16 protein-coding genes are annotated in these 18,818 nt (G+C 67.1%); 9 read left to right on the top strand and 7 right to left on the bottom strand.

The window, feature by feature from the left end; all coding sequences use genetic code 11:
• Positions 1-102 precede the first annotated feature (102 nt).
• The 4 genes from ASE88_RS14010 to ASE88_RS13995 all read right to left on the bottom strand — a co-directional run bounded on the left by ASE88_RS14010 (position 103) and on the right by ASE88_RS13995 (position 4,263).
• Positions 103-1,182 (bottom strand): SufB/SufD family protein, encoded by a 1,080-nt coding sequence (locus tag ASE88_RS14010; RefSeq protein WP_055878181.1) that lies wholly within the window; start codon positions 1,180-1,182, stop codon positions 103-105.
• Between the two features lie 199 nt (positions 1,183-1,381).
• A complete protein-coding gene (gene sufC / locus ASE88_RS14005) occupies positions 1,382-2,125 on the bottom strand; it encodes a Fe-S cluster assembly ATPase SufC (RefSeq protein ID WP_056478657.1) in 744 nt (247 codons plus the stop codon).
• A gap of 97 nt (positions 2,126-2,222) precedes the next feature.
• The gene (gene sufB, locus ASE88_RS14000) at positions 2,223-3,713 is read right to left on the bottom strand and encodes a Fe-S cluster assembly protein SufB (RefSeq protein ID WP_056020496.1); all 1,491 of its coding nucleotides are present in this window, start codon (positions 3,711-3,713) and stop codon (positions 2,223-2,225) included.
• A gap of 121 nt (positions 3,714-3,834) precedes the next feature.
• Positions 3,835-4,263 carry an SUF system Fe-S cluster assembly regulator gene (locus tag ASE88_RS13995; RefSeq protein ID WP_055878185.1) on the bottom strand — a complete coding sequence of 143 codons (429 nt, stop codon included), beginning with the start codon at positions 4,261-4,263 and terminating at the stop codon, positions 3,835-3,837.
• A 158-nt stretch (positions 4,264-4,421) separates the two neighbouring features.
• On the opposite strand from ASE88_RS13995, the gene ASE88_RS13990 reads away from it, so the two are divergent.
• The 4 genes from ASE88_RS13990 to ASE88_RS13975 all read left to right on the top strand — a co-directional run bounded on the left by ASE88_RS13990 (position 4,422) and on the right by ASE88_RS13975 (position 8,996).
• Entirely contained in the window at positions 4,422-5,450 is a 1,029-nt protein-coding gene (locus ASE88_RS13990; protein ID WP_056478656.1) for a quinone-dependent dihydroorotate dehydrogenase, read from the top strand.
• A gap of 85 nt (positions 5,451-5,535) precedes the next feature.
• The gene (ggt, locus tag ASE88_RS13985) at positions 5,536-7,275 is read left to right on the top strand and encodes a gamma-glutamyltransferase (protein WP_200910211.1); all 1,740 of its coding nucleotides are present in this window, start codon (positions 5,536-5,538) and stop codon (positions 7,273-7,275) included.
• Between the two features lie 79 nt (positions 7,276-7,354).
• A complete protein-coding gene (locus ASE88_RS13980) occupies positions 7,355-8,059 on the top strand; it encodes an SDR family NAD(P)-dependent oxidoreductase (protein WP_056478651.1) in 705 nt (234 codons plus the stop codon).
• On the top strand, positions 8,049-8,996 hold the full coding sequence (locus tag ASE88_RS13975) for a 50S ribosomal protein L11 methyltransferase (protein WP_056478647.1): 948 nt from the start codon (positions 8,049-8,051) through the stop codon (positions 8,994-8,996). The genes ASE88_RS13980 and ASE88_RS13975 overlap by 11 nt, the downstream gene beginning before the upstream one ends.
• A gap of 267 nt (positions 8,997-9,263) precedes the next feature.
• On the opposite strand, the gene phhA is transcribed toward ASE88_RS13975, so the two are convergent.
• Positions 9,264-10,142, bottom strand: coding sequence for a phenylalanine 4-monooxygenase (gene phhA / locus ASE88_RS13970; protein ID WP_056478645.1), 879 nt, complete (start codon positions 10,140-10,142; stop codon positions 9,264-9,266).
• Between the two features lie 22 nt (positions 10,143-10,164).
• Here phhA and ASE88_RS13965 point away from each other — a divergent pair, with 22 nt between their 5' ends.
• Complete coding sequence (locus tag ASE88_RS13965; protein ID WP_235527950.1) at positions 10,165-10,830, top strand: TIGR02117 family protein; 666 nt, start codon at positions 10,165-10,167, stop codon at positions 10,828-10,830.
• Positions 10,831-11,040: 210 nt separating this feature from the next.
• Here the strand turns inward: ASE88_RS13965 and ASE88_RS13960 are convergent, their stop codons facing one another.
• Complete coding sequence (locus tag ASE88_RS13960) at positions 11,041-11,319, bottom strand: hypothetical protein (protein WP_056478644.1); 279 nt, start codon at positions 11,317-11,319, stop codon at positions 11,041-11,043.
• A 1-nt stretch (position 11,320) separates the two neighbouring features.
• Positions 11,321-12,325: a glycerophosphodiester phosphodiesterase gene (locus ASE88_RS13955; protein ID WP_056478643.1), complete on the bottom strand. Its 1,005-nt coding sequence runs from the start codon at positions 12,323-12,325 to the stop codon at positions 11,321-11,323.
• A gap of 139 nt (positions 12,326-12,464) precedes the next feature.
• On the opposite strand from ASE88_RS13955, the gene ASE88_RS13950 reads away from it, so the two are divergent.
• From ASE88_RS13950 to ASE88_RS13935, 4 genes are all read left to right on the top strand, one after another.
• A complete protein-coding gene (locus tag ASE88_RS13950; protein WP_082466552.1) occupies positions 12,465-13,028 on the top strand; it encodes a 2Fe-2S iron-sulfur cluster-binding protein in 564 nt (187 codons plus the stop codon).
• Positions 13,025-14,005: an FAD binding domain-containing protein gene (locus tag ASE88_RS13945; protein WP_056478642.1), complete on the top strand. Its 981-nt coding sequence runs from the start codon at positions 13,025-13,027 to the stop codon at positions 14,003-14,005. The genes ASE88_RS13950 and ASE88_RS13945 overlap by 4 nt, the downstream gene beginning before the upstream one ends.
• Positions 14,006-14,007: 2 nt before the next feature.
• Positions 14,008-16,239, top strand: a complete 2,232-nt coding sequence (locus ASE88_RS13940) for a xanthine dehydrogenase family protein molybdopterin-binding subunit (protein WP_056478638.1) — start codon at positions 14,008-14,010, stop codon at positions 16,237-16,239.
• Between the two features lie 325 nt (positions 16,240-16,564).
• Positions 16,565-18,769: a xanthine dehydrogenase family protein molybdopterin-binding subunit gene (locus ASE88_RS13935; protein ID WP_056478636.1), complete on the top strand. Its 2,205-nt coding sequence runs from the start codon at positions 16,565-16,567 to the stop codon at positions 18,767-18,769.
• Positions 18,770-18,818: the final 49 nt, after the last annotated feature.

Below are 18,818 nucleotides of genomic sequence, written 5' to 3'. Positions count from 1 at the left end.
GGGGGGGGGGGGGGGGGGGGGGGCCTTCCACAGACGCGGCGCCAAGTGGAGAACCCCCTCCACCAGCTGCGCTGGTCCCCCTCCCCGTGCCGGGGAGGATACTCATAATGCCGCCTCCAGCCATGCATCCGCGTCCGCGACAAACGCGTCGCGCACCGTCTCGTCCGCGATCTGCGCGAACGCATCGCCCACGAACGCGCGCGTGAGAAGCGCCTGCGCCTTGGCATGCGGGATGCCGCGGCTCTGCATGTAGAACAAAGCGCGCTGATCGAGCTCGCCGACCGTCGCGCCGTGCGCGCACTTCACGTCGTCGGCGAAGATCTCGAGCTCGGGCTTGAGATTGACCGTCGCGGTGCGCTTGAGCAGCAACCCGCGCAACGACTGCACGCCATCGGTCTTCTGCGCATCGCGCGCCACCTCGACGCGCGCCGCAAGGCTCGCGGTCGACGTATCCGCCGCGACCGCGCGCCAGATCTGCTTGCTCTGCCCGTTCAGCGCGGCATGCCGCACCGACACCGCGCATTCCTGCCGCTGGTCGTTTCGCGTCAGCAGAGCGCCGCCATACTCGGCGAACGCGTCGTCGCCCGACACGATGATCGCGCCATCGATCCGCGTGCCCGCATCGCCCGCGCCCAGCACCGTCGCGATCAGGCTCGCGCCTGCATGGATATCGACCTCGTCGCGTACCGACACGAAACCGGCCGTCTGCAACAGGCGCACCGCGCGCGTGAGCTTCGCACCGCTGCCGAGCGTCGTCCGCGTCGACCGGTTCGACCAGCCGGTGCCGACATAGGTCTCGACCACCGACGCGGTCGCGCCCTCGGCGAGGACGATCTCCGCGGGAAGATGGTTCTCGCCGCCGGTCGCGATGTGGACGATCTGGAGCAGCTCGGCGGCCGTGTCGCCCGCGACGCGGATCGACCAGCCGGTACCCGTCGTCCGGCGCCCGAGCACATGCGCGCCGCCATCGACCTGCACGAGTTCGACATGGCGCAGATCGCTGCGTGCCGCGTCGAGCACGCCATCGACGAACACCGCCCGCGCACCCGGCAAGTCCAGGAACAACGCATCGGCATCGAGCGCCGCACCCCGAGGCAATTCAGCCGCCGCCACGATCGCCGCCGGATCGCCCCAACGCCACGATTCCTCGCGCGTGGACGGGAGTTCCATCACCGCGGTCATTCGGCGCCCCTTGCGAAGAAGAGGGGTTCGCGCGGAGGCGCGGAGACGCGGAGAAGAAGAGGAGAAACGCCCGTGAGGGCTCTCGAATTCCGGTTCATGATGGCGCGCGGGAGCGTTGCCGAGGCGACGACTCCTCCGCGTCTCCGCGTCTCCGCGCGAACCCCCTTACTTCTATAAAAGCCTGCGGCGCGAAGGGAGATCATGCGGCGATCCCCACATAGCCTTCGCTCTCGAGCTGCTGCGCGAGTTCCTTGCCGCCCGACCGGACGATGCGGCCGTCGGCGAGAACGTGGACGAAGTCCGGCTCCACATAATCGAGCAGCCGCTGATAGTGCGTGATCAGCAGCACCGCCTTGTCGGGCGCGCGCATGATGCGGTTGATGCCGTCGCCAACGACGCGCAGCGCATCGATGTCGAGGCCGGAATCGGTCTCGTCGAGGATCGCGAACTTCGGGTTGACGATGCCCATCTGCACCATCTCGTTGCGCTTCTTCTCGCCGCCCGAAAAGCCGACATTCACCGGCCGCTTGAGCATGTCGTAATCCATGCCGAGCAGATCCGCCTGCCCGCGTGCGAGCTTCAGGAACTCGCCGCCGGTTAAGGCCTTCTCGTCCCGCGTCGCGCGCTGGGCGTTCAAGGCCTCGCGCAGGAACTGGACGTTGGACACGCCGGGGATCTCGACCGGATACTGGAAGCCGAGGAACACGCCCGCCGCGGCGCGCTCATGCGCCTCGAGCTCGAGCAGGTCGACGCCGTCGAACGTCACCGAGCCGGACGTGACCTCGTAACCGGGCCGCCCGCCGAGCACATAGCCCAGCGTCGACTTGCCCGCGCCGTTCGGCCCCATGATCGCGTGCACCTCGCCCGCGTTCACCTCGAGCGAGAGCCCCTTGAGGATTTCCTTGCCGTCGATCTCGGCGTGAAGGTTTTCAATTTTCAGCATCGAATTCTGCCCAATTCCAAATCTCTAAATTTCCGCGGCGCGCGATGCGCCGGCCGTGCCCCGTCATTCCCGCATGTGCGGGCATGACGGGCGGGGATCACCCCACAGACCCTTCCAACGAAATCCCCAGCAGCTTCTGCGCTTCCACCGCGAACTCCATCGGCAGCTGCTGCAGCACCTCCCGCGCAAAGCCATTCACGATCAGCGCCACCGCGGCCTCCGCATCAAGCCCGCGCGACATCGCGTAGAACAGCTGGTCCTCGGAGATTTTCGACGTCGTCGCCTCATGCTCGATCTGCGCGGACGGGTTGCGGACCTCGATATACGGCACGGTATGCGCGCCGCACTGGTCGCCGAGCAGCAGGCTGTCGCACTGCGTGAAGTTGCGCACGCCCTCCGCGGTCGGCGCCACGCGCACCAGCCCGCGATAGGTGTTGTCCGAGCGCCCGGCCGAAATTCCCTTCGACACGATCGTCGACCGCGTGTTCTTGCCGAGGTGGATCATCTTCGTGCCGGTATCGGCCTGCTGGCGATTGTTCGTCACAGCCACCGAATAGAATTCGCCGACCGAGCCATCGCCCGCCAGCACGCACGACGGATATTTCCACGTGATCGCGCTTCCGGTCTCGACCTGGGTCCAGCTGACCTTCGAATTCTTACCCTGGCACAGCGCACGCTTGGTAACGAAATTATAGATCCCGCCGACGCCGTTCTCGTCGCCCGGATACCAGTTCTGCACGGTCGAGTACTTGATCTCGGCATCGTCGAGCACGACAAGTTCGACGACCGCCGCATGCAGCTGGTTTTCGTCGCGCATCGGCGCGGTGCAGCCCTCGAGATACGAGACGTAACTGCCCTTGTCGGCGACGATCAGCGTGCGTTCGAACTGGCCGGTATTCTCGGCGTTGATCCGGAAATAGGTCGACAGCTCCATCGGGCAGCGGACGCCCTCAGGGATGTAGACGAACGTCCCATCGGAGAAGACTGCCGAGTTCAGCGTCGCGAAGTAATTGTCACGCTGCGGCACGACCTTGCCGAGCCACTTGCGCACGAGGTCGGGATATTCCTTGATCGCCTCGGAGATCGACCGGAAGATCACGCCTGCGGCCTCGAGCTCTTTGCGGAACGTCGTCGCGACCGAGACGCTGTCGAACACCGCGTCGACCGCGACGCGGCGCTTCGGCGTGCCGTCCTCGTTCAGCGGATCCTCGACCACGCCCGCCAGCATCTTCTGCTCGCCGATCGGAATGCCGAGCTTTTCGTAGACGCGCAGGATCTCGGGATCGACCTCGTCGAGCGAACCGAGCTTCGGCTTCGCCTTGGGCTCCGCGTAATAATACGCGTCCTGGTAATCGATCGGGGGCACGTTGAGCTTCGACCAGTCGGGCGCTTCCATCGTCTGCCACAGCGCGAACGCCTTCAGACGCCAGTCGAGCATCCACTGCGGCTCGCCCTTCTTGGCGGAAATGAAGCGCACCGTGTCTTCCGACAGCCCCTTGGGCGCGAATTCCTGTTCGATGTCCGAGGAGAAGCCCCACTCGTACGTCTTGTTCGCGGCGGCATATGCCTCTGCGTTCCGGGTAGCCATCATTCCATCTCCGCCGCAACGCGGCTCTCTAATGTCTTCGCGCCTTTGCGCCTTCGCGTGAACAGAATCTTCTCACGCGAAGGCGCAAAGGCGCGAAGGAAAGGGTTGGGCGCTGCGCGCGTCATGCGGGCACCGGCGAATTCGGGACTTGCGAAAGACTAGCCAGCGTCACGCCGGCGAGCGCGCCGCGGACCGCGCCGTTGACCGCGTTCCAGTGCGGCTTAACCTTGCACGTCTGATCGATGCAACAATCCTGCGCGGCACCGTCGACGCACGCGGTGAGCGCGATCGGACCCTCGACCGCCTCGATGATGTCGGCTAGCGAGATCGACGCGGGCGGTCGCGACAGGCGGAAGCCGCCGCCGGTGCCGCGCGTGCTCTCGATCAGCCCTGCGGCCGACAGCCGGCTTACGAGCTTCTGCACGGTCGGCAGCGGCACGCCGGTCTCTTCGCTCAGCAGCGTCGCGTTCAGCCGCGCGATACCGCCACAATGACGCGCCGCGGCGCTCATCATCACGACCGCATAGTCGGCTAGGCTGGAAAGACGCATGGTGGCTTGATAGTCCAATCGGAGCGATATGATCCGATTGCGCAAATGGGCGTTGCGCGAGTCATCGTCAACCCGTCGACGCGTGCTAACGACTCGCAACTGGGGTGGGGTTTTCAAGCGATTTTTGACGTGAAGCCGAACCAGTGCGAAGAGCGCGCATGGCCTTCTACCACCCGCTTCTCTTCCGCCTCGACGCCGAACGCGCGCATGGCCTGACGATTGCCGCGCTCACCGCATGGGGCAAGGCGGGCACACCGCTCGCCTCCAGCGTTCCCCGGCTTGCGACCACCGTGGCGGGGATCGCGTTTCCCAATCCGGTGGGGCTCGCGGCGGGCGTCGACAAGGACGGGCGCGCGATCGACGGGTTCTTCGGGCTGGGCCTCGGCAGCGTCGAGATCGGCACGCTCACGCCCCTGCCCCAGCCCGGCAATCCCAAGCCGCGCATCTTCCGCCTCCCCGAGGACCGTGCGGTCATCAACCGCCTCGGCTTCAATAATGGCGGCCTCGACGACGCGCTCGGCCGGGCCAAGGCGCACAAGCGCGGCAAGGGCGTGCTCGGCATCAACGTCGGCGCCAACAAGGACGCGACGGAGCGCACCGCGGATTACGTCCACGGCGTCACCCGCGCCGCGCCGCACGCCGATTATATCACGATCAACATCAGCTCGCCCAACACGCCGGGCCTGCGCGATCTGCAACACGGGGCGGCACTGCGCGACCTGCTTGCTGCCTGCACCGCCGCGAAGGGCACCACGCCCATTTTCCTGAAGGTCGCGCCCGACCTCGAGCCGGCCGACATCGACGACATCGCCCGCGCCGCGCTCGACAACCGCATCGACGCGCTGATCGTCAACAACACCACGATCTCCCGGCTTGGCTTGCGTTCAGCCAATGCGAAGGAAACCGGCGGCCTCTCGGGTGCTCCTCTCGCGCCGCTCGCCCGGCAGCGCCTGGCCGAATTCCGCAAGGCAACCGGCGCGGCGATCCCGCTGATCTCGGTCGGCGGCATCGGCAGCGGTGCGGAGGCCTATGCCCGGCTCCGCGCGGGCGCGAGCCTCGTCCAGCTGTACACCGCGCTGGTTTATGAAGGCCCGGGCCTGCCGGCGCGGATGCTGCGCGACCTCGGCGCGTTGCTGAACCGCGACGGCTTCGCGGCCGTCGCAGACGCGGTGGGGATCGACGCCTGACGACCCCCCCCGCTGGGGAAAGGATCGCGCGGTCTGACGGCGAGACGGCTTGCCTCATATTCCAACCGCGCTAGGCTCGCGGGTGATGAAGACCTCTCTCCTAGCGCTCGCCCTCCTCGTCCCCGCTGCCACCCAGGCGCGCCAATCCACCCCCGCACCGGCGAAAGACCAAGGCATGGTCAGTGCCGCCGATCCACGCGCGGCGGCGGCCGGCGTCGAGATCCTGCGCGCGGGCGGCAGCGCCACCGACGCGGCGATCGCGACGATGCTCGCGCTCAACGTCGTCGAGCCGCAGAGCTCGGGGATCGGCGGCGGCAGCTTCTGGGTCAGCCACGCGGCCAGCGGCGCGCTCAGCACGATCGACGCGCGGGAGACCGCGCCGGCCGCCGCCGACGCGCGCTGGTTCTACGCCCCCGACGGCACCCCGCTCAGCCATCGCGACGCGGTCCCCGGTGGTCGTAGCGTCGGCATACCCGGTGCACTTCGCGGCATGGCGCTCGCGCACCGCGCGTCGGGCAAGCTCCCCTGGGCGCAATTGTTCGCCCCCGCGATCCGCCTCGCGACCAACGGCTTCCAGGCCTCCCCCCGCCTCGTCAACGGCATGTCGGCCTATGGCGACCACATCACGCCCGAGACGCGCAAACTCTTCTCCGCGCCCGACGGTTCGCCGGTCGCGATCGGCGCGACGATCAAGAACCCCGCACAGGCCGCGCTTCTCCAGCGGATCGCGACCCAGGGCCCTGACAGCTTCTATGTCGGTCCGCAGGCGCAGAAGATCGTCACTGCGGTCAACACCGCCGCGCGCAACCCGTCGAAGATGACGCTGGGCGACCTCGCCAGCTACGACGCCAAGAACCGCCCGCCCGTCTGCATCAAATATCGCGTCTACCGCGTCTGCGGGATGGGCCCGCCCTCGTCGGGCGGCATTACCGTTCTGATGATCCTCAAGCAGCTCGAACGCTTCGACATGGGCAAGCTCGGTAAGGACAGCGCGCAGGCGTGGCACCTGTTCGCCGAATCCTCGCGGCTCGCTTACGCCGATCGTGACCTGTACGTCGGCGATCCCGATTTCGTCCGCGTGCCGGTTACGGGCATGCTTTCTCAAGGCTATCTCGCGTTGCGCTCCGCGCTGATCTCGCCCACGACGACGATGGCGAGCGTCGCGCCCGGCACGCCCCCTGGCGCCCCTGCCCGCGTCCGCGCGCCGGTCAGCGAAGTTCCCGGCACCACCGACCTCGCAGTCTCCGATGCGCGTGGCAACGTCGTCGAGGTCACGACCACGGTCGAGGGCTATTTCGGGTCGGGAATCACCGTCGACGGCACCGTGCTCAACAACCAGCTCACCGATTTCGACATCGTGCCCGAGAAGAACGGCGCGCTGGTCGCCAACCGGGTCGAGGGCGGCAAGCGGCCGCGCAGTTCGATGGCCCCGACGATCGTCTATGGCCCCGACGGCAAGGTCCGCCTCGCGGTCGGCGCGGCAGGCGGCTCGACGATCATCGCGCAGGTGGCCAAGGCGATCATCGGCGTGGTCGACTGGAAATTGTCGGCGCAGGACTCGATCGCGCTCGGCCTGATCTATGCTCCCGGCCAGGTCGCCGCGGTCGAGAAGGGCACCGAGCGCGAGGCGATGGTCCCCGCGTTGCAGGCGCTCGGCGAAACCGTGCAGGTCGCGGCACTCGGCCTGAAGGCGAACGCAATCGAGCGCGTCGGCGGCAAATGGGTCGGCGCGGCGGATCCGCGCAGCGAAGGCGTCTCGATCAGCCAGGACGGCACCGTTTCGCAGATCCAGCGTGTCGGCAAGCTGCAGCGCGCGCCGGAATGAAGAGCGGCGCGTCGTTTAGCCAGGCTGCCGGCGTCGGCATGGGGTGACGCGACACGAAACCGGACGCTAAGGGCGGCGCATGACCATATTACTTACCGGCTCCAGCCGCGGCATCGGCGCGGCGATCCATCGGGCGCTGACCGACGCCGGCGTCTCCGTCATCGGGCACGGGACCGCGAGCGGCATCCCCGCCGACTTCGCCGATCCGGCAGGGCCCACGGCGTTGTGGAACGCCGCGCTGGAGCAGGCGGGCGGGACGATCGACGTGCTGATCAACAATGCGGGGGTGTTCGAGGCCAGTCCGCTCGGTGACGACGACTGGACCGCGCAGTGGGAGCGGACGATGCGGATCAACCTGACCGCATCCGCCGAGCTGTGCCGGCTGGCCGTGCTGCATTGGCAATCGCGCGGGCGCCAGGGCTGGAAGGGGGGCGGCCGGATCGTCAACATCGCCAGCCGCGCCGCGTATCGCGGCGATTCGCCGGCGCACTGGCATTATGCCGCGTCGAAGGCGGGGATGGTGGCGATGACCAAGACCATCGCACGAGGCTATGCCCGCGAGGGAATTCTGGCGTTCGCGGTGTGTCCGGGGTTCACCATGACCGGGATGGCGGACGATTATCTGTCGAGCCGCGGTGGCGATGCGTTGCTGACGGATATTCCGTTGGGCCGCGTTGCGGCACCTGACGAGGTGGCTGCGGCGGCGAAGTTTCTCGCGTTGGAGGCACCGGCCTCGATGACGGGGTCGGTGATCGACGTGAATGGAGCGAGCTATGTCCGATAGTTGGAAGCTGACTCTGCCCTGCACGCGCGCGGAGGCGGAGGCGATCGATGCAAGCGACGATCTGGGTAACGCGATCCCGGGCGACGCCGTGCTGATGACGACCGAGGAGATCGAGGACGACGTCGAATCGTGGCGGCTCGATGCGTATTTCGAGCATGAGCCGGCGGCCGACACGGTCGCGGCGGTGCGCGCGCTGGTGCCGAGTGCAGCGGGCGCCGAGATCGCGGTCGAGCGGTTGGGCGATGCCGACTGGGTAACGATGAGCCAGGCGGAGCTCGAGCCTTTGTCGGTCGGGCGGTTCTTTGTGCACACCGGCGCGCATGCGGGCGCGGTGCCGGCGGACAAGCGCGCGTTCCTGATCGAGGCGAGCCGCGCGTTCGGGACAGGGCATCACGAGACGACCAGCGGGTGTCTGGCGATGCTCGACGGGTTGGCGGGCGCCGACTTTGCGAACGTGATCGATATCGGGACGGGGACCGGGCTGCTCGCGTTTGCCGCGGCGCATCTGTGGCCCGAGGCGGCGGTGATGGGGACGGATATCGATCCGGTCTCGATCGACGTCACGCGCGAGAATGCGGATCTGAACGGGGTTTCCGGGATCGAGCTGATCGTGGCGGATGGCACGCTCGACGACGCGATCGTGGCGACGGCGCCGTATGACCTGGTGATCGCGAATATTCTGGCGGGGCCGCTGGTGTCGATGGCGCCCGAGATCGCGTCGATTGCCGATTCAGGGGCGACGATCGTGCTGGCGGGGTTGCTGGAGACGCAGCGGGCTGGCGTGGTCGCGGCGTATGAGGCGTGCGGGTGTTCGCTGGAGGCGGTCGACCGGTGCGGGGATTGGAGTGTGCTTCGGTTGAAGGCGGGGGCTGAGCGGTTCGTGCCGAGCGGGCCGTTCGATCCGAAGGGGCGCGATGGGTGGGCTTTGGATATCTGAAGCGCGCGGATATTTAACGGCTGCCCTGCCCCGGCAGAAGAATGTTCCCCCGCGAGGGCGGGGGTCCAGTCTGGGCCCCCGCCTTCGCGGGGGAACACGGTGGTAAGGGTGCCCTCACCTAATAGCCAAAACCACCCCGGCGTAGGCCGGGGGCCAATTGCGATGGCGGTGCGGCTCTATTCCAGAGGTTCGCCCAATTGGGCCCCGGCCTTCGCCGGGGTGGTGCGGTCGCGCCGCGGTTGTGGCATTATCCCGGGGTGGTGAATGCTATGCGGTGAGCGTCGTTAGCTTCGCGTTTGCGTAGTCCTGTGTGCCCGCGGTCAGCACGACATCGCCGGGCTCGATCTGTGCCACCGGGATATCCGGCAGCGCCTTCAGTTCCTCGTACAACGGTGCGAAATCCGTCTCGACCGTCAGCCGCAACAGCTCGTCGAAGCTGGGGATGACGAAGTAGTTCTGCTGGAAATCGTCGATCCGGTATTCGGTCCGCATCACGCGCGCGAGGTCGAGCGCGATGCGGTTGGGGCTTGGGTCGTCGAGCGCGAAGCGCGTTTCCGCATAGCTGGAAACGATCCCCGAGCCGTAGATCCGCAGGCCCTCGGGTTCGGCGATCAGCCCGAACTCGACGGTGTACCAATAGAGCCGCCCGAGATATTTCAGCGCGTCGAGCCCGAGCGCGCGCTGGCCGCCGCGACCATACGCCGCGAGATAGTCGGCGAAGACCGGGTCGGCGAGCATCGGCACGTGCCCGAAGACGTCGTGGAAGACGTCGGGCTCCTGCAGATAATCGAGCTGGTCGGGGCGGCGGATGAAATTGCCCGCGACGAAGCGGCGATTGGCCATGTGATCGAAGAACACGTCGTCGGGGACGAGGCCGGGGACCGCGACGACCGACCAGCCGGTGAGCTTGGTCAGGCGTTCCGAGAGTTCCTCGAAATCGGGAATGCCGGGTTTGGAGAGCTTGAGCACGTCGAGCCCGCGCAGCCACGCGTTCGACGCGCGGCCGGGGAGCAGTTTCGACTGGCGCGCGAACAGCGTGTCCCAGGTCGCGTGATCCTCCGCGGTGTAGGCCGACCAGTTTTGCGGGATCGTCCAGTCGGGGGCGCCTTCGGGCGGGGTGCTCAGTACGTGCGTGTCATTGGCCATGCGCCTGGTCTAGCATGATGGAATGAAGACGGAAACGCGCTGGATGCGATGGATTTCATGGTGCGCCGCAGCGGTATTCGGGCTGGTTGCGAGCTACGCCGTGGCGGGGCTGATCGGCGGGTCGATCGCGAGCAATCGCGGCTGGCGGGCACCGGCCGAGGGCGTGCATATCTTCGTCGAGAGCAACGGTGTGCATACCGGGATCATCGTGCCGAAGGTGGCCGTGGGCGTGGATTGGCGCGGCGTGGCGCGCGCGGAGGATCTGCGCGATCCGCGGTTTGCGGGGTATGATCATGTGGCGTTCGGATGGGGGGAAAAGACGTTCTACCTGGAGACGCCGACCTGGGCCGAGGTGAAGCTGCGGACGGTGCTGGCGGCGGCGACGGGGAGCAACCGGACGTTGATGCATGTCGAGCATGTGCCGGTGCCGCGGGCGGGCGACGGCGCGCGCGAGATCGTGGTGACGCCGGCGCAGTATTGGCGGCTGGCGGCCTATATCCGCGCGAGCTTTCGCGATGGGGGTGCGCGGTACCCGGGGTATGCGGGGTATGACGCGTTTTATGACGCGAACGGGCGGTATGATGCGGTTCGGACGTGCAACAGCTGGACGGGGGATGCGCTGCGGTTCGCCGGGGTACGGGTCGGGGCGTGGACGCCGTTTCCGGTTACCGTGATGGGGTGGTTCTGAAGAATGTTCTCCCGCGAAGGCGGGAGTCCAGACTGGGCTCCCGCCTTCGCGGGAGAACAGGAAGCAAAAGGAGTAGTGGTTTGGGCCACCACCCGGCGGAGGCCGGGGTCCAGTTGGGGGACGTTGCTGACGACGGGCAACTCCCCGTTACGTCTGTTTTCCAACTGGGCCCCGGCCTTCGCCGGGGTGGTGTTGGGGGTGGCGCTTGGCTCAATAGCCCGCGCGATACCCCTGGTACTGGCCGCATTCAGAGCGCTGCGGGTTCTTCTTGCAGCGCTTGGCGAGTTCCTTGCGCTGCTTGCCCTCTTCGGCTTCCTGCTTACGCATCTTCTTGCCGTAGTTGCGGTCGGCTTCTTCCTGGCTGGTCGTCGTCCAGTCGACCGCCTTGCCGGCGACCTGGAACGGCGCCTTTACGATCGAGGTGGCGGTGCCGATGCAGCCGCTGACGAGGAACGGCAGAACGGCCAGCACGGGGAGGACTTTACGCATTTTACTTCACTCCTGCGCGCAGCCTGTCACGCGCCTGCGCCCCGTATAGCGGAAAATCGGTGAAGAAACCGTCGATACCTTGGGCGAGGCCCGCGTCGATCTCGCCCGCGATGTCGCCGTGCGTCGCGGGGTCGCTGCCGCGACGGAAGCGGTCGGGCTCGAACATGTTCTCGGCGCGGTAGGTCCAGGGGTGGACGCGCAGACCCGCCGCGTGCGCATCGGCGACCAATGTCGTCGGTGTCGCGCCGGCCCAGAGCATGCTCTTGTTCGGGCCGATTCCGTACGCATAAGCCGCGACCGCCTTCAGACCCGCCGGCGTGATCATCGCCTTGTAGCTCGGCTGCGCGCCGTCCGCGGGGGCGCCCTCCCCGTCCATGAGCTGGATCAGGCGGATCTTGGTCATGGTGTGGAGCCGCTGGAGGTTCTTCACCTCGAACGACTGGATGAAGACGGGGGCCTTGGCCGAATCCCACCCCGCCGCGCGCAGGTCGGCGACGAGCTTCGCATCGGTCGGGTGGCCGATGCTCGCGAAATAGGTCGGGTGCTTGGTCTCGGGGTAGATGCCGATCGTCCGGCCCGTGTCCTTCGAACGGCGTTTTGCCAGCGCGATGATTTCGGCGAGCGTCGGGATCTCGAACTGGCCGTCATAGGCGGTGTTCGCGGGACGCAGCTTGGGAAGGCGCTCCTTCGCGCGGAGCGTCTTCAGCTCGGCGAGCGTGAAATCCTCGACGAACCAGCCGGTCGTCGCCTGGCCGTCGATCGTCTTGGTAGTTTTCCGGACTGCGAACTCGGGATGATCGGCGACGTTGGTCGTCTCCGCGATGTTGTTCTCGTGCCGCGCGACGAGGACGTCGTCCTTGGTCGGGACCAGATCGGGCTCGATGAAGTCCGCGCCCTGGTCGATCGCGAGCGAATAGGCGGCCAGCGTGTGCTCGGGTCGCAACCCGCTCGCCCCGCGGTGCGCGATGACGATCGGGGGCGACGAGTCGTGCAAGTCCGGGGTCATGGCGAGAGCTTGCCCGCTCGCGGCAATGAACGCCAGCGTACCAAGCCGTGAGAGCCAGTCGCAATAGGAAACCATCGGTCGCATCGGCGTTCAGTCCTCGTATTTCCAAAATTCCCAGCGCTAAACCAGGGGTCCTCCCATGCATTTCACGATCAATGGTCAATCATATGACGCCGAGCCCGATATTCGTACGTCGGTCCTTGACCTCTGTCGCGAGCATCTCGGGCTGACGGGCTCAAAAAAAGGGTGCGACCATGGCCAGTGCGGCGCGTGCACCGTCCTGATCAATGGGCGGCGCGTCAATTCGTGCCTGACGCTCGCCGTCATGCACCAGGACGACGAGATCACGACGATCGAGGGCATCGGCCAGCCGGGCAACCTCCACCCGCTGCAGGACGCGTTCGTGCGGCATGACGGCTATCAGTGCGGCTATTGCACGCCGGGGCAGATCTGCTCGGCGGTGGGTATGCTCGACGAGGTCAGGAAGGGCTGGGCCAGCCACGCATCGGGCGACCTGACCGATCCGAAGTTCGACGATGCCGAGATTTCGGAGCGGATGAGCGGCAATCTGTGCCGTTGCGCCGCCTATCCAAACATCGTCGATGCGATCCGCGAAGTCGGCGACACCGCGCCCAAGGGCCGGTCCGCGGACGAGAAGGATGCGGCGATGGACGCCAATGCGCGCGGGGAGCTGGTAGCATGAAGACCTTCACCTACGAAAAGCCCGCGACCCCCGAGGCTGCGGCGCAGGACGCGGGTACGACTGGCGCGAAGTTCATCGCTGGTGGCACCAATTTGCTCGACCTGATGAAGCTTCAGGTCGAGACGCCCGACAAGCTCGTCGACATCAGCCGGCTCGATCTCGCGAAGATCGAGGAGCGTGAGGATGGTGGGCTGACGATCGGTGCACTCGTGCCGAACAGCGATCTGGCCGCCGACCGCCGCGTCGTCGCCAAGTACGAGGTGCTGAGCCGCGCGTTGCTCGCCGGCGCGTCGGGGCAGCTCCGCAACAAGGCGTCGACCGGGGGCAATCTGCTCCAGCGGACACGCTGCTATTATTTCTACGACACCGCCGCCGCGTGCAACAAGCGCGAGCCGGGGAGCGGCTGTTCGGCGATCGGCGGCTTCAACCGCATCCTCGCGGTCCTCGGGACCAGCGAGCACTGCATCGCGACGCACCCGAGCGATATGGCGGTGGCGATGCGCGCCCTGGATGCGACGATCGTGACGCTGAAGGCGGATGGCGATCGGCGACGGATCTCGATCCACGAATTCTACCGTCTGCCGGGCGATACGCCGCAGATCGAGAACGCGCTCGAAGCGGGTGAGCTGATCACGCATATCGAGCTTCCGGCCCCGCCGAAGGGCAAGCAGGAATATCGCAAGGTGCGCGATCGTGCGTCTTATGCATTCGCGCTCGTATCGGTTGCGGCCGTGGTCGACGTGCAGGACGGCGTGATCGCGTCCGCCTCGCTCGCGTTCGGCGGGCTCGGGCCGATGCCGTGGCGCAATCCGGCGGTCGAGGCCGCGCTGGTCGGCAAGGCCCCGACGGACGAGGCGTTCGAGGCTGCGGCCACCGCGTTGCTCGCCGATGCCAAGGGCTATGGCTCGAACGACTTCAAGATCCCCCTCGCCCGTCGCACGCTGATCGCGACGCTGCGCACCGTAACGGGAGCATAAGCATGTTCGGTTTTGGAACCACCAACAGCCTGACGATGGACAAGCCGCATCCGGACAGTCTTCTGGATACCGGCGTCCAGGGCGTCATCGGCAAGCCGCTCGACCGGATCGACGGCCCGCTCAAGGTCACGGGCACCGCGACCTATGCGGCCGAATATCAGTTCGACGACATGGCCTATGGCGTGCTCGTCGGCACGAAGATCTCCGCAGGAAAGATCGTCTCGATCGACGTCGATGCGGTGAAGGGCATGCCCGGCGTGCTCGACGTCGTCACCGACTTCGACCAGTTCATCCGCGTGTCCGCACAGGGCGGTGCGACCGATGCGCCGACGCAGGGCGTCAAGGACATCGCGTTCTTCGGCCAGATCGTCGCGATCGTGCTCGCCGAGAGCTTCGAGGTCGCGCGCGATGCGGCGGCGCGGCTGCTGATCGTGTATGACGAGGCGGAGGGCCAGTATGACTTCGCCGCACACCGCGACGAGACGCGGACCCCGCCCGACGACGCAGCGCCTGCACACTTCAAGCAGGGCGATGTCGACACGGCGATGGCCGATGCGGCGGTGACGATCGATTCGACCTATGTCACGCCGAGCCAGAATTCCGCGGCGATGGAGCCGCATGCCTCGACCGCAGTGTGGGACGAGGACGGTTCGCTGACGCTGTACGGCGCGTACCAGATGCCGACGTCGGACGCGCAGCAGCTCGCCAAGTCGCTCGGCATTTCGGAGAAGAAGTGCCGGATCGTCGCGCGCTATATCGGCGGCGGGTTCGGGTCGAAGCTCGGCATCGCGCCCGAGAGCGTCGCGGCGGCGATCGCGGCGAAGCAGCTTGGCCGGCCGGTCAAGGCGGTGATGGCACGCCAGCAGGTGTTCGAGGCGACCGTGCGTCGCTCGAATACCGAGCAGCGCGTCCGGCTCGCGGCCAATGCCGAGGGCAAGCTGACCGCGATCGGGCACGAGACGCTCGCGTCGAACCAGTCGACCGAGGATTATTTCGAGCCCGCCGGTATCGGCACGCATCTGTTGTACGGCGGCGAGAACCGGTTGATCACGCATGATCTGGTCGATGTGAACCTCGTCCTGTCGGGCTCGATGCGCGCACCGGGCGAGGCCGTCGGGATGCTCGCGCTCGAGGGTGCGATGGATGAGCTCGCGGAAAAGCTCGATATGGACCCGATCGAGCTGCGCAAGCGCAACGATCCGAAGATCGACCCCGAGAAGGACGTCCCCTATTCGTCGCGCAACCTGACGCGTGCGCTCGACGAGGGTGCAGCGAAGTTCGGGTGGGACAAGCGCCAGAAGGCCGGCACGCGGCGCGAGGGCGAGTGGCTGATCGGCATGGGCGTATCGTCCGCCGTGCGCGGCAACATGATGATGGAATCGTCCGCCAAGGTCGAGATCCATCCCGACGGCTCGGCCACCGTGTCGTCGGCGATGACCGATATCGGTACCGGCAGCTACACCATCCTCGCGCAGATCGCGTCGGAGATTCTGGGTATCCCGGTCGCCAATATCACGATGGCGCTGGGCGATACCAACGATCCCCCCGCTGCGGGTTCGGGCGGTTCGTGGGGTGCGGCCTCGTCGGGCACGGCTGTGTATCTTGCCTGCGAGATGTTGCGCGGGAAGCTCGCCAAGGCGATGGACGTCTCCGAGGACGGCCTGACGCTCAAGGACGGCAATGCGATCGGCGACAACCGCTCGACGCCGATCGGCGAGCTGGTCGGCAAGGGTCTCGAGGCGACCGGGCATATCAAGCCGGGCAAGCAGGAGAAGGAGACGTCGCAGGCAGGCTTCGGCGCGCATTTCGCGGAGGTCGCGGTCAACGTGATCACCGGCGAGACGCGCGTGCGGCGGATGCTCGGATCGTTCGCGGCGGGGCGTGTGCTCAACGCGAAGACCGCGCGGTCGCAGTGCCTGGGCGGGATGACCTTCGGGATCGGCACCGCGCTGACCGAGGACCTGATCCACGACACGCGGACCGGCAAGTTGGTGAATCACGATCTCGGCGAATATCACGTGCCGGCCAATGCGGACGTGCCGCAGATGGACGTGCATTTCGTCGACGAGCGCGACATCCATGCGAATCCGATCCACGCCAAGGGGATCGGCGAGCTGGGGATCTCGGGCGCGGGCGCTGCGGTGGCGAACGCGGTGTATAACGCCACGGGGATCCGGGTGCGCGAGTTCCCGATTACGCTCGACAAGCTGCTGGATAAGTTGCCGGCTGTTTGAGCGCATTGGGACGGTAGTCGTATTGTTCCCCCGCGAAAGCGGGGGCCCAGGAGCCACGAACGCCGCCGCCTGTAACCCTGGATCCCCGCCTCCGCGGGGAAACAGTTTGGGTGAGCGTATGTCTGCAAAAACTACCACCCCGGCGAAGGCCGGGGTTCAGTTGGAAAGGTCATGGTAACGCAGGCCAACCCCGCGTTATCGTCGTTCCCCAACTGGACCCCGGCCTTCGCCGGGGTGGTGGCTGGGGGGGCGGCCGTCCGGGCTTTCACCCTCGCCAAATGCTACCACCGGCCCCATATCTCCCCCTCAACCCGAGGATGCCAGAATGAACGAACACGTGATGGATGCGGCGTTTCGGCCGGCGGGGCTTGGCCGCGCGAAACAGGGCGTTCTCGGGCTGGGGCTGGACCGGATCGAGGGGCCCGCAAAGGTCACCGGCGTTGCCGACTATGCCTATGAGGGGACGCCTGAGGGCATCGCTTATGCCGCGATCGTCGGCACGCCGGTCGGCAGCGGGCGCATTCTCGGGATCGAGGTCAGCGCCGCCGAGGCGTTGCCCGGGGTTATCGCGGTCCTTCACTCCGACGCGCGCATGCCCGCGGGCGAGTCCAATTCGCGCGCGATGCCGCTGTTCGATACCGACGTCATCCTGCACCTCGGCCAGCCGATCGCGATCGTCGTGGCCGAGGATCAGGCGATTGCGCGCGACGCCGCGGCGTTGGTGGTCGTCCGTACCGAAGCGGGCGAGGACCGCTTCGACGTCGAGGCGCAGCTGGTCGATACCAAGCCCGAGATCGGCTTCCTCCCCCCCGTCGACAAGGGCGATCTCGATGCGGTGATGGCCGGTGCGGCGGTGACGTTCGACCAGACCTACACGACCCCCGTGCATTTCCCCGCTGCGCTCGAACCGCATGCGACCACGGCGTGGTGGGAGGACGGCAAGCTGACCGTGCGCACCAGCAACCAGGTGATCGGCGGTGCGCGCAAGACGATCGCCAAGGCGCTGAAGATCGATGCGGACTCGGTGCGCGTGCTCGCACCTTATGTGGGCGGCGGGTTCGGCGGGAAGACCGGCGTCGGTGCCGAGGCGATCCTCGCGGCGATCGCGGCCGAGGTCGTCGGGCGGCCGGTGAAGATCGCGTTGCCGCGCCGCCAGACCGCGTACATGGTCCACCACCGTTCGCACACCACGCAGCGTATCCGGATCGCGGCCGACAAGGATGGCGTGATCCTTGGCATGGGACATGAGAGCGTCGTCGCGCAGAACGACGATGGTGAATTCCTCGAGCCGGTGCCGTTCGGGACGCTCCCGCTGTACCGGGGCGAGGCGCGGCGGTTCAAGACCGATCTCGTCCGCGTCGACCTGCCCGCGAGTGGTGCGGTGCGCGCGCCAGGCGAAGCGGTCGGCACATTCGGCGTCGAATGTGCGATGGACGAGCTCGCCGAGCAGCTCGGGCTCGATCCGGTCGAGTTGCGGCGGCGCAACGAGCCCGAGACCGATCCGGTGAGCGGCAAGCCCTTCGCCACGCGGCGAATGCTCGATTGCTATGACCAAGGCGCCAAGCGGTTCGGCTGGCCCGCCACGCTGCCCGCGCCGGGATCGGTGCGCGAGGGCGAATGGCTGATCGGGATCGGCATGGCGGCGAGTCTGCGCGGCAACTTCACCGTCGAGGCGCAGGCGCGCGTGCGACTGGAGGCGGATGGCCGCGCGACGGTCGAATGCGACATGACCGATATCGGCACGGGGACGTACACGATCCTCGCGCAGACCGCGGGCGAGATGCTCGGGCTACCGGTGGCCGACGTGACCGTGCGGCTGGGCGATACCGATTTCCCGCCGAGCGCAGGCTCGGGCGGGTCGTTCGGCGCGGGCAGTGCTGCGTCCGCGGTGATGCTCGCCTGCGAGGATATCCTCGGCGAACTCGCGCTGCGGATGAATGCGGCGCCCGAAGAGCTGAGCCTGCAGGACGGCTGCGTCAGCGCGGGCGGGCGGCAGGTGGCGCTGGCCGACCTCGTCCGCGGCGAGCCGATCATAGCGATGGGCAAGACCGGGCCGGGCAAGGAGAGCAAGCGCACCAGCCAGGCGAGCCACGGCGCGCACTTCGTCGAGGTCGCGGTGAACGCGGTGACGGGCGAGACGCGCGTGCGGCGGATGCTCGGCGTGTTCGATGTCGGCCGCGTCCTCAATCGCAAGACCGCGACGAGCCAGATCGCCGGCGGGATGGCGTGGGGGATCGCCTATGCGCTGAGCGAAGAGGGCATCGTCGACACGCGGACCGGCGCGTTCGTGAACCCCGATTTTGGCGATTATCACGTCGCGGTGAACGCCGACATTCCGCAGCTCGAGGTGCATTTCATCGAGGAGATCGACGATTCCGCCAATCCGGCCGGCGCGAAGGGGGTCGGCGAGCTCGGCATCTCGGGCGCAGGCGCAGCGGTGGCAAACGCGATCTACAATGCGACGGGGGTTCGGGTTCACGACTTCCCGGTGACGCTCGACAAGCTGTTGGACGGACTACCGGCCGTTTGATCCTCCCCGGCACGGGGGGGGGGACCGCGCCTCTTGGCGTGGTGGAGGG

Source organism: Sphingomonas sp. Leaf38, assembly GCF_001421825.1.
In the GTDB taxonomy this organism is placed as follows: Bacteria; Pseudomonadota; Alphaproteobacteria; order Sphingomonadales; family Sphingomonadaceae; genus Sphingomonas.
Note: the sequence above shows the minus strand (reverse complement) of the source record. Positions and strands in the feature narration are given on the sequence as shown.

What these genes read in the sequence shown, in the direction of transcription:
- ASE88_RS13975 (WP_056478647.1), top strand. Translation starts at nt 8,049, where the DNA reads ATGTCCGATAGTTGGAAGCTGACTCTGCCCTGCACGCGCGCGGAGGCG.
- ASE88_RS13980 (WP_056478651.1), top strand. Translation starts at nt 7,355, where the DNA reads ATGACCATATTACTTACCGGCTCCAGCCGCGGCATCGGCGCGGCGATC.
- ASE88_RS13945 (WP_056478642.1), top strand. Translation starts at nt 13,025, where the DNA reads ATGAAGACCTTCACCTACGAAAAGCCCGCGACCCCCGAGGCTGCGGCG.
- ggt (WP_200910211.1), top strand. Translation starts at nt 5,536, where the DNA reads ATGAAGACCTCTCTCCTAGCGCTCGCCCTCCTCGTCCCCGCTGCCACC.
- ASE88_RS13940 (WP_056478638.1), top strand. Translation starts at nt 14,008, where the DNA reads ATGTTCGGTTTTGGAACCACCAACAGCCTGACGATGGACAAGCCGCAT.
- ASE88_RS13995 (WP_055878185.1), bottom strand. Translation starts at nt 4,263, where the DNA reads ATGCGTCTTTCCAGCCTAGCCGACTATGCGGTCGTGATGATGAGCGCC.
- phhA (WP_056478645.1), bottom strand. Translation starts at nt 10,142, where the DNA reads ATGGCCAATGACACGCACGTACTGAGCACCCCGCCCGAAGGCGCCCCC.
- ASE88_RS13990 (WP_056478656.1), top strand. Translation starts at nt 4,422, where the DNA reads ATGGCCTTCTACCACCCGCTTCTCTTCCGCCTCGACGCCGAACGCGCG.
- ASE88_RS13955 (WP_056478643.1), bottom strand. Translation starts at nt 12,325, where the DNA reads ATGACCCCGGACTTGCACGACTCGTCGCCCCCGATCGTCATCGCGCAC.
- ASE88_RS13960 (WP_056478644.1), bottom strand. Translation starts at nt 11,319, where the DNA reads ATGCGTAAAGTCCTCCCCGTGCTGGCCGTTCTGCCGTTCCTCGTCAGC.
- ASE88_RS14010 (WP_055878181.1), bottom strand. Translation starts at nt 1,182, where the DNA reads ATGACCGCGGTGATGGAACTCCCGTCCACGCGCGAGGAATCGTGGCGT.
- ASE88_RS13965 (WP_235527950.1), top strand. Translation starts at nt 10,165, where the DNA reads ATGAAGACGGAAACGCGCTGGATGCGATGGATTTCATGGTGCGCCGCA.
- sufC (WP_056478657.1), bottom strand. Translation starts at nt 2,125, where the DNA reads ATGCTGAAAATTGAAAACCTTCACGCCGAGATCGACGGCAAGGAAATC.
- sufB (WP_056020496.1), bottom strand. Translation starts at nt 3,713, where the DNA reads ATGGCTACCCGGAACGCAGAGGCATATGCCGCCGCGAACAAGACGTAC.
- ASE88_RS13935 (WP_056478636.1), top strand. Translation starts at nt 16,565, where the DNA reads ATGAACGAACACGTGATGGATGCGGCGTTTCGGCCGGCGGGGCTTGGC.
- ASE88_RS13950 (WP_082466552.1), top strand. Translation starts at nt 12,465, where the DNA reads ATGCATTTCACGATCAATGGTCAATCATATGACGCCGAGCCCGATATT.